This is a genomic window from Guyparkeria sp. (assembly GCF_046545975.1).
Classification (GTDB): Bacteria; Pseudomonadota; Gammaproteobacteria; order Halothiobacillales; family Halothiobacillaceae; genus Guyparkeria.
This window is the reverse complement of sequence record NZ_JBKGYT010000066.1, coordinates 1-9,539: the sequence shown is the minus strand read 5'-3', so window position 1 is coordinate 9,539 and position 9,539 is coordinate 1. Positions and strand designations below refer to the sequence as shown.

Sequence of the window (9,539 nt, the reverse complement as noted above, 5' to 3'; positions counted from 1 at the left end):
CGCGAGATCCGCATCGCCGAGCGCGAGATGCCGGCGCTGATCAAGATCCGCGAGAAGTACCGCGCCGAACAGCCCCTCGCCGGGGCGCGCATCGCCGGCTGCATCCACATGACCATCCAGACCGCGGTGCTGATCGAGACGCTCACCGCGCTGGGCGCCGAGGTGCGCTGGTCATCTTGCAACATCTTCTCCACCCAGGATCACGCCGCGGCGGCCATCGCCGCCGCCGGCATCCCGGTGTTCGCCTGGAAGGGCGAGACCGAGGAAGAGTACTGGTGGTGCGTCGAGCAGACCATCCAGGGGCCGGGCGACGGGGAGAAGGCCTGGACGCCGAACCTGCTGCTCGACGACGGCGGCGACCTCACCGGCCTGATGCACGAGAAGTACCCGAACCTGCTCGAGGGCGTTCACGGGGTGTCCGAGGAAACCACCACCGGCGTGCATCGCCTGCTGGAGATGCTCGAGGAAGGCACGCTCAAGATCCCGGCGGTCAACGTCAACGACGCGGTCACCAAGTCGAAGAACGACAACAAGTACGGCTGCCGCCATTCACTCTCGGACGCGATCAAGCGGGCCACCGACCACCTGCTCTCCGGCAAGCAGGCGCTGGTGGTCGGATACGGTGACGTGGGCAAGGGTTCCGCCGCCTCGCTGCGACAGGAAGGCATGATCGTCAAGGTCTCCGAGATCGACCCGATCTGCGCCATGCAGGCGGCGATGGACGGCTTCGAGGTGGTCTCGCCGTACATCGACGGCATCAACACCGGCGACGACTCGGGCATCAACGCCGAGCTGCTGGGCAGGATCGACCTGATCGTCACCACCACCGGCAACGTCAACGTCTGCGACGCGCCGATGCTGCGCGCGCTGAAGAACGGCGCGGTAGTCTGCAACATCGGCCACTTCGACAACGAGATCGACACCGCCTACATGCGGAAGAACTGGGCCTGGGAAGAGATCAAGCCGCAGGTGCACAAGGTCTACCGCGAGGCGACCGCCGGCGGCGCATTCGACCCGGACAGCGAGAACTACCTGATCCTGCTTTCCGAGGGCCGCTTGGTGAACCTGGGCAACGCCACCGGTCACCCGAGCCGGATCATGGACGGTTCGTTCGCCAACCAGGTGCTCGCGCAGATCCACCTGTTCCGCGAGCGCTTCGGCGACTTGCCGGCCGAAAAGAAGGGCCAGGCGCTGCGCGTCGAGGTGCTGCCCAAGCAGCTCGACGAGGAGGTCGCCCGCTACATGGTCGAGGGCTTCGGCGGCGTGCTCACCCGCATGACCGACGCACAGGCGAAATACCTCGGCGTGCCGGCCGACGGCCCGTTCAAGCCGGACGCGTACCGCTACTGATCCGGCGCAACCGACACGCCCCCGGGCGGCACGGCACCCCGTGTCGCCCGCCTTACCTTTCCCGGAGGAATCATGCCGATCCCGGTTTCCTGCGAATTCTTTCCGCCGAAGTCCGACGAGGGCGCGGTCAAGCTGCGCTCGGTCTACCAGGAACTCGCCCGCGCAATCGATCCCGAGTACTTCTCGGTCACCTTCGGCGCCGGCGGCTCGACCCAGACACGCACCTTCGAGACCGTGCGCGAGATCCAGCGCGACTCGGGCGTGCCGGCCGCGCCGCACCTGTCCTGCATCGGCTCGACCCGTGAGGGGATCGCGCAGATCCTCGACGACTACCGCGAGCAGGGGATCCGGCGGATCGTCGCCCTGCGCGGCGACCTGCCCAGCGGCATGCGGGACCCGGGCGACTTCCGCTACGCCAACGAACTGGTGGCATTCATCCGCGAGTACAGTGGTGACTGGTTCCGCGTCGAGGTGGCGGCCTACCCCGAGTTCCATCCCCAGGCGCCGGATGCCGAAACGGATCTTGCCAACTTCAAGCGCAAGGTCGAGGCCGGCGCGGACGCGGCGATCACGCAATACTTCTACTCGATCGAGGCCTACCGCCGCTTTCTCGACGACTGCGAGCGCCTGAACATCGAGGTGCCGATCGTCCCCGGCGTGATGCCGATCACCAACTACCAGCAGCTGGCGCGCTTTTCCGACATGTGCGGCGCGGACATCCCGCGCTGGCTGAGAAAGCGGCTGGAGGCGTTCGGCGACGACATGGACGGCCTGCGCACCTTCGGCCACGACGTGGTCGCCGAGCTCTGCCGTCAACTGGTCGACGCGGGTGCCCCCGGCATCCACTTCTACGCCATGAACCGGTCGCAGCCGGTCATCCGGCTGTGCCGGGACGCGGGGCTGATCGGCGACTGAGGGGAACCTCGGGGAGGCCGCCTGTCTCCCGGCGACATTGCCCGCCCGGGGACGGCCGCTGACGCGGCCTTCGCGGGCATGGCCTGCCCTGCCTCCGTGCGCCACCCCACACCCCACAGCCACCGACGGACGATATACTCCGCCCATGAGCATGACGCTGTCCGACAAGCACATCTGGATCGAGCCCGTCGACGTGGCGCTGGCCGAAGTCGCCGCGAAGGCCGGCGCGACGGCGCTGGTACTGCCCGAATCCGCCGAGACCGCGGGGCTGCCCCGCGTCGGCGCCGGTGGTGACTTTGCGGAGGGTCGCGATTTCGAGCGCTACCGCATCGAGCGCGAGGCCGACGAGGAGGACGTCCGCCGTGACCGCCTCGCGGTGGTCGAGCCGGCCGAGTGGAGCATCATCCCGGCAGAGAACCTGATCTCGCGCGGGGTGGACGTGATCCAGGTGGTCGACGACGCCGAACAGGCCAAGCTCGCGCTGACCATCATGGAACAGGGCGTAGCGGGCATCTGGCTGCGTGACGCCGACGCCGGGGCCATCGAGGCGCTCGGCCACGTGCTGGCCGAGCTCGCCCCCGCTCCCGTCACACTAGGCGAAGCGCGGATCACCGCCGTCTCCCCGGTGGGCATGGGCGACCGCAGCTGCCTCGACCTGATCGGCGAGCTCGACCCCGGCGAGGGCCTGCTGGTCGGCAGCTTCAACCACGCCCGCTTCCTGGTCCATAGCGAGAACGTCGACAACCCGCACTGCGCCGCCCGGCCGTTCCGGGTGAATGCCGGTGCCATCCATGGCTACGTGGTGACCCCCGGCGACCGGGTGCGCTATCTCGCCGAGATGGCCAGCGGTGATCCCGCCCTGGTGGTTGGTGCCGATGGGCGCACGCGCACGCTCGCCGTCGGCCGCAACAAGATCGAACGGCGACCGATGGTGCAGGTCGAGGCGGTCGACGACGACGGCAACCGCTATTCGGCCATCCTCCAGCACGCCGAGACGATCCGGCTGGTATCGCCCGAGGGCCGCGCGGTGAGCGTGGTCGACCTCGCCCCGGGGGACCGGGTGCGGGTCTCGCTGGCCGAGCGCGGCGGGCGACACTTCGGTCGTCGCGTCGAGGAGACGATTCTCGAACGCTGAAATCCATCGTTGGCACAGATCTTCCCTAACTTCCGGAGCACGGCATGACCCGCAACCAGGACTGGCAACGCCGGGACCTCAACGTCCTCTGGCATCCCTGCACCCAGATGAAGGATCACGAATCCATCCCGCTCGTACCCGTCGAACGGGGCGAAGGGGCGTGGCTGTACGATTTCGACGGTCGGCGCTACCTCGACATCATCAGCTCGTGGTGGGTGAACATCTTCGGCCACGCCAATCCGTACATCAACGACCGGATCAAGGCGCAGCTCGACCGCCTGGAACACGTCATCCTCGCCGGGTTCTCGCACCAGCCGGTGATCGAGCTCTCCGAGCAGCTGGTGGAGATCACGCCCTCGGGTCTCGACCGGGTCTTCTACGCCGACAACGGCTCCTCGGGCGTCGAGGTGGCGCTGAAGATGAGCTATCACTACTGGAGAAACAGCGGCAAGCCCGAGAAGAGCGAATTCGTCACCGTGGCCAACAGCTACCATGGCGAGACGCTGGGCACGCTGTCGGTCGGTGATGTCGGGCTGTACAAGGACACCTACGGTCCGCTTCTGCGCGCCACCGCGACCGCGCCGTCACCGGCCTGCCGGCAGGATCTCGGCGACTGCCGCGAACGGGCCGCCGAGGCACTCGACGGCATGCGCCAAATCCTCGAGGAACAGGCCGACCGCACCGCCGCGGTGATCGTCGAGCCGCTGGTCCAGTGCGCCGCGGGCATGCTGATGCACCACCCGGACTACATCCGCGGCCTGCGGATGCTCTGCGACGAGTTCGACGTGCACCTGATCTGTGATGAGATCGCCGTGGGCTTCGGCCGCACCGGGACGCTGTTCGCCTGCGAGCAGGCCGACATCACGCCGGACTTCCTCTGCCTGTCGAAGGGGCTGACCGCGGGTTACCTGCCGCTGGCCGCCGTGCTCACCAGCGACACGGTCTACCAGGCCTTCTACGACGACTACGCCACCATGCGCGCCTTCCTGCACAGCCACAGCTTCACCGGCAATCCGCTGGCCTGCACGGCGGCACTGGCCACCCTGGAGCTGTTCGAGCGCGACGACGTGATCGAGGCGAACAAGGCCTCCCAGGCCAGCATGGACCGGCACCTCGCCGAGCTCGCCGAGCTGCCGCACATCACGAACGTGCGCCGCACCGGCATGATCGCCGCCATGGACCTGATCGACCCGACCACCGGCGAACCCTTCCCGTCCGAGGAACGCCGCGGCGTGCGCGCGTACCGATACGCGCTCGAGCACGAGTTGCTGCTGCGCCCGCTGGGCAACACCCTCTACTGGATGCCGCCCTACGTCCTCGACGAGGACGACTACCGGCACGTCTTCGAGGTCACCCGGGACGCCTCGGTAGCCGCGCTGCGCTGATGCGTATCCGTCGCGTGTTCGTCGACGCCGAGCTGGTTCGGGGCGAGTGCCTCGACCTCCCCGCCGACACGGTCAACTACCTGCGCAACGTGCTTCGCCTGCGCGACGGCCAGCCGCTGGAAGTCTTCAACGGTCGCGGCCGCCGAGCCCAGGCCAGCCTCAGCCTGGGCCGTCGCGAGGCGACCGTCACGATCGATACCGTCATCGACAGCCCGGACGAGGCGGCAGTGCCCATCACGCTGATGGCCGCCCTGGCCAAGGGCGAGAAGATGGAGCTGGTGATACAGAAAGCGGTCGAGCTGGGCGTGACCACGATCGCCCCGGTTGAAACCGAGCGCAGCGTGTTGGAACTCAAGGGCGACCGGGCCGAGAAACGCCGGGCCCGCTGGCGACAGATCATGATCAACGCCTGCGAGCAGTGCGGGCGCGATACCTTGCCGACGATCGACCCGATCCGGTCGCTGGACGAGGCACTGGCCGCGACCGGTGCCCCGCTGCGACTGGTGCTCGACCCGCGTGCGAAGCAGCCCCTCACGGAGCTGCGCGACCAGGCACGCCCACAAGGGATCACCCTGCTCGTGGGACCCGAGGGCGGGCTGACCGAGGGCGAGGTGACACGGGCCGGAGAGAACGGCTTTTGTGCTCTGACCCTCGGGCCGCGCATCCTACGCGCCGAGACCGCGGCGATTGCCGGGGTGGCGGTCCTGCAGTACCAGTGGGGAGACCTCGGGTAGAAAGGTCAGAGGTCAGAGAAGCAGCTTGTCGACACGCCCGCTGACCCTCAACTTCCGTTCCTGTCGGGACGGAATCCGGAACTGATCGGATAGCGACGGTCGCGGCCGAAGGCCCGCCGGCTGATGCGCACCCCCGGCGGGGCCTGGCGGCGCTTGTACTCGTTGGCCAGGATCATGCCGACCACGCGCCGCACCACCGCCTCGTCCAGCCCCATGGCGACGATGTCCTCGATGCTGGAATCGCGCTCGACGAATGCCTCGATGATGCGGTCGAGGTCCGCGTACGGCGGCAGTGAATCCGAATCCCGCTGGTCGGCACGCAGTTCCGCCGACGGCTCGCGGGTGATCACCCGTTCGGGCACGGCCGCCAGTTCCGGGCGCACGGTACCGCCGAGCGTGTTTCGGTAGCGTGCCAGCTCGTAGACCACGGTCTTGGGCACGTCCTTGATCGGGGCAAAGCCGCCGGCCATGTCGCCGTAGAGCGTGGCGTAGCCCACGGCGAGCTCGGACTTGTTGCCGGTGGTGAGCAGCAGGCGGCCGAACTTGTTAGACAGGGCCATCAGGATCACGCCGCGGGCGCGGGCCTGCAGGTTCTCCTCGGCGACATCCTCGGCAAGCCCGGCGAACAGCGGTGAGAGCGCCTCGCGGAACGACTCGAAGATCGGCTCGATCGAGATGGTCTCGCAGCGCACGCCCAGCGCGTCGCACTGCAGCTGCGCATCCTCCAGGCTCATGGGCGAGGTGTAGCGCGAGGGCATGCGCACGGCCAGCACGTTCTCCGCTCCCAGTGCGTCGACCGCCAGGGCAAGGACCAGCGAGGAATCGATCCCGCCGGACAGGCCCAGCACCACGCCGGAAAACCCGTTCTTGCGCACGTAGTCGGCGATCCCGGTGGTCAGGGCGCGGTAGATCTCCGCCTCGCCCTGCTGCCATTCGTGGCTCGGACCGTGCGCCAGGATCTCGCCCTCGGTCGAGACCTCGGTCCAACCGATCGCTTCGGCGAACCCGGGCAGGTGCATGTGATTGCCGCCCGTCCGGCAGGACACGAACGACCGGCCATCGAAGACCAGTTCGTCCTGTCCGCCGACCAGGTTCACGTAGATGATCGCGCAGCCACTGGAGTGCACGCGTTCGGCGATCTGTGCCTCGCGCTCGCGGGTCTTCTGCCGGTGGAACGGTGAGGCGTTGAGCACGCAGATGACACTCGCACCCGCCTCGGCCGTCTCTTCGATGGGCCCGGCATGCCAGGCATCCTCGCAGATGACCACGCCCACGGACACGCCGTCGATTTCGACCACCAGCGGTTCGCGCCCCTTGCGGAAGTAGCGCTTCTCGTCGAAGACGCCGTAGTTCGGCAGCGCTCGCTTGGCGTACCTGGCCACCACGCGCCCGCCGTCGATGACCACCGCCTGGTTCTGCATGTGGCCGTCGGGTCCGCGCCCCGGGGTGCCGATCATCACGGCCGCGTCACCCACGTGCTCGGCGATCCGTTCCAGCTCGCGTTCGCAGGAGTCGACGAAGTCCTCCCGCAGCAGCAGGTCCTCGGGCGGGTAGCCGGAGATGGTCAGTTCGGGGAAGACGACCAGCCGGGCGTCCACTTCCTTGCGGGCACGCCCGACCAGTTCGATCACGCGCGAGGCGTTCGCACGGCAGTCTCCCACCCGGGTATTGATCTGGGCCAGCGCGATCCGCAGTCCTCCGGTCTCCTGCGCGGTAAGTTGCTCCACGGTCAGACCGCACCCCGCTCGGCCGTCTTGCCCAGCACGCGGGCCGCGGTCACGCCCAGGTCGGCCGGGCTCTCCACGACGTGGACCCCGGCTTCCCGCAGTGCCGCGCACTTGGCGTCAGCCGTGCCCTTGCCACCGGAGATCACGGCACCGGCATGCCCCATGCGCTTGCCTGCCGGGGCGGTCGCGCCGGCAATGTAGGCCACGACCGGTTTCGGGTAACCCTGGGCAATGAATGCCGCGGCCGCTTCCTCGGCATCGCCACCGATCTCGCCCACCATCAGGACCAGTTCGGTCTGCGGGTCATCGGCGAAGCGAGACAGGCAGTCGATGAAGTCCAGCCCGCCGACCGGGTCTCCACCGATACCCACGCAGGTGCTCTGGCCGAGGCCCGTGGCGGTTGTCTGGGCCACCGCCTCGTAGGTCAGCGTCCCGGAGCGGGACACGATGCCCACGACCCCCTTGCGGTGGATCGCCCCCGGCATGATGCCGATCTTGCAGGCATCGGGGGTGATCAGGCCCGGGCAGTTCGGCCCGATCAGGCTGACGTCCGGGTAGTCCTGAGCCAAGACCGCCTTGACACGCACCATGTCGAGCACCGGAATGCCCTCGGTGATACAGGCGATCACCTCGATGCCGGCATCGGCCGCCTCGAGGATGGAGTCGGCCGCGAAGGGAGCCGGCACGTAGATCATGCTCGCGCTGGCGCCGGTCTCGCGGACGGCATCGGCGACCGTATCGAACACGGGCAGTCCCAGGTGCGTCTGTCCACCCTTGCCCGGGGTCACGCCTCCGACGAGCCGCGTGCCGTAGGCCAATGCCTGTTCGGAGTGGAAGGTCCCCTGCTTGCCGGTAAACCCCTGACAGATCACGCGGGTGTCGGCATCGACCAGAATGCTCATTTCGCAGCTCCCCGATGTTGCTTGGCCAGCGCGACGGCGGCCTCGGCCGCCTTGGCGAGATCGTCTTCGGCCGTCAGGTTCAGGCCCGACTCGGACAGCATCTGCCGGCCGAGCTCCGCGTTGGTGCCGGCCAGACGCACCACCGTCGGCACCTCGAGCGAAACCTCGCGTGCCGCCTCGATGATCCCCTCGGCAATCAGGTCACAACGCACGATGCCACCAAAGATATTCACCAGGATCGCCTCGACACGGGGATTGCGGAGTATCAGCTTGAATGCCTCGGTCACCTTGGCCGCCGAGGTGCCGCCACCGACGTCGAGGAAGTTGGCCGGCATGCCGCCGGCATGCTTGATCAGGTCCATGGTCGCCATGGCCAGACCCGCGCCGTTCACCATGCAGGCAATATCGCCATCGAGGGAAACGTAGTTGAGGCCGTGCTCGATCGCCTCGCGCTCGGCCTCGTCCTCCTGGTTCACGTCCCTTCCGGCCCAGAGGGCCTGTTGGCGATAGCCGGCGTTGTCGTCCAGGGACACCTTGGCATCGAGCACCGTCAGCGTCCCGTCGGCGACCTCGGCCAGCGGGTTGATCTCTATGAGGGACGCGTCGCTCGCGATGAATGCCTGGTAGGCCTGCAGCAGCATCCTGACCAAATCACGGACCTGGCCGCTTTCCAGGCCCAGCGCAAAGGCGACTTGACGAGCCTGGTAGGCCTGCAGACCCACGGTCGGGTTGACCACGACCCGCCGAATCGACTCGGGCGTTTGCTCCGCCACCGCCTCGATGTCCATCCCGCCTTGCGAAGAGGCGATCAGCACCACGCGCTGGAGGGTCCGGTCCAGGGCGAGCGCGATATAGAATTCCTTTCGAATATCGGCACCCGGCTCCACAAGGACATGCTCCACCGGGAGCCCCGCGGGACCGGTCTGCTGGGTGACCAGCCGCGAGCCCAAGAGCTTCCTGGCCGCCGCCGCGACCTCCTCGGCCCCACGCGCCAGGATTACGCCCCCTGCCTTGCCCCGGGCACCGCTGTGAACCTGTGCCTTGACGACCCAACGATCGTCGGCGCTCTCGGGAAGTTCGTCTGCCTCCGAGCCCTGCGACACATCGGAAAGCAGCTTGCTCGGGGGGACGGCGACCCCGTGCCGGGCCAGCATGGCCTTGGCCTGATATTCGTGGAGATTCATGGATCCGACGCTTGCTGTAAAAGCGTCCATTGTCTCGCACAAGACTCCCAATGTCATTCCCGCCGCTCGGTTTGAGCGGATCGAAATCAGGATGTCCGCCGCGCCCGCCACCACGCCCTTCTCGAAGTCGTCTGCCCGCCACCTATTGCAACGAAAAAGGCCCCGCCGGGAGGCGGGGCCAAGGGACCACGGGGAGGGTGGTTTTTC

At 67.8% G+C, this 9,539-nt stretch carries 8 protein-coding genes; 5 read left to right on the top strand and 3 right to left on the bottom strand.

Going from position 1 to position 9,539, the window contains the following annotated elements:
• The 5 genes from ahcY to ACLFMY_RS06970 form a co-directional block, all read left to right on the top strand.
• The coding region (ahcY, locus tag ACLFMY_RS06990; protein WP_410763892.1) for an adenosylhomocysteinase at positions 1–1,350 on the top strand (1,350 nt) is incomplete at its 5' end.
• 72 nt (positions 1,351–1,422) lie between these two features.
• Entirely contained in the window at positions 1,423–2,265 is an 843-nt protein-coding gene (gene metF, locus ACLFMY_RS06985) for a methylenetetrahydrofolate reductase [NAD(P)H] (protein ID WP_410763890.1), read from the top strand.
• A gap of 145 nt (positions 2,266–2,410) precedes the next feature.
• Positions 2,411–3,400 (top strand): 3-dehydroquinate synthase II, encoded by a 990-nt coding sequence (locus tag ACLFMY_RS06980; protein ID WP_410763889.1) that lies wholly within the window; start codon positions 2,411–2,413, stop codon positions 3,398–3,400.
• Positions 3,401–3,444: 44 nt separating this feature from the next.
• Entirely contained in the window at positions 3,445–4,785 is a 1,341-nt protein-coding gene (locus ACLFMY_RS06975) for an adenosylmethionine--8-amino-7-oxononanoate transaminase (protein ID WP_410763888.1), read from the top strand.
• Complete coding sequence (locus ACLFMY_RS06970; protein WP_410763887.1) at positions 4,785–5,519, top strand: 16S rRNA (uracil(1498)-N(3))-methyltransferase; 735 nt, start codon at positions 4,785–4,787, stop codon at positions 5,517–5,519. The genes ACLFMY_RS06975 and ACLFMY_RS06970 overlap by 1 nt, the downstream gene beginning before the upstream one ends.
• 47 nt (positions 5,520–5,566) lie before the next feature.
• On the opposite strand, the gene ACLFMY_RS06965 is transcribed toward ACLFMY_RS06970, so the two are convergent.
• The 3 genes from ACLFMY_RS06965 to sucC are packed head-to-tail and all read right to left on the bottom strand — an operon-like array spanning position 5,567 to position 9,332.
• Entirely contained in the window at positions 5,567–7,246 is a 1,680-nt protein-coding gene (locus tag ACLFMY_RS06965) for an NAD+ synthase (RefSeq protein WP_410763886.1), read from the bottom strand.
• A gap of 2 nt (positions 7,247–7,248) precedes the next feature.
• Positions 7,249–8,148: a succinate--CoA ligase subunit alpha gene (sucD, locus tag ACLFMY_RS06960; RefSeq protein ID WP_410763885.1), complete on the bottom strand. Its 900-nt coding sequence runs from the start codon at positions 8,146–8,148 to the stop codon at positions 7,249–7,251.
• Positions 8,145–9,332 carry an ADP-forming succinate--CoA ligase subunit beta gene (sucC, locus tag ACLFMY_RS06955; protein WP_410763893.1) on the bottom strand — a complete coding sequence of 396 codons (1,188 nt, stop codon included), beginning with the start codon at positions 9,330–9,332 and terminating at the stop codon, positions 8,145–8,147. Before sucC ends, sucD begins: the two co-directional genes overlap by 4 nt.
• Positions 9,333–9,539 lie beyond the last annotated feature (207 nt).